The following is a 240-nucleotide window of genomic DNA, read 5'->3' on the forward strand; positions in this document are numbered from 1 at the left end:
GGTGCAGAACGTGTTATCGTTTCCCAGTTAGTTCGCTCTCCAAGCGTATACTATAGTGGCAAAGTGGATAAAAACGGAAAACGTGGTTTTACTGCTACTGTAATTCCAAACCGCGGAGCTTGGTTAGAGTATGAGACAGATGCTAAGGATGTTGTATATGTGCGTATTGACCGTACGCGTAAACTTCCTGTAACTGTTTTGTTACGCGCATTAGGGTTTGGCTCTGATCAAGAAATCACC

1 protein-coding gene is annotated in these 240 nt (G+C 43.8%); it reads left to right on the top strand.

From position 1 onward, the window contains the following. On the top strand, positions 1–240 hold a 240-nt coding region (locus tag SB775_RS33340), incomplete at both ends, for a hypothetical protein (RefSeq protein WP_410865577.1).

The organism is Peribacillus sp. SIMBA_075 (genome assembly GCF_046534585.1).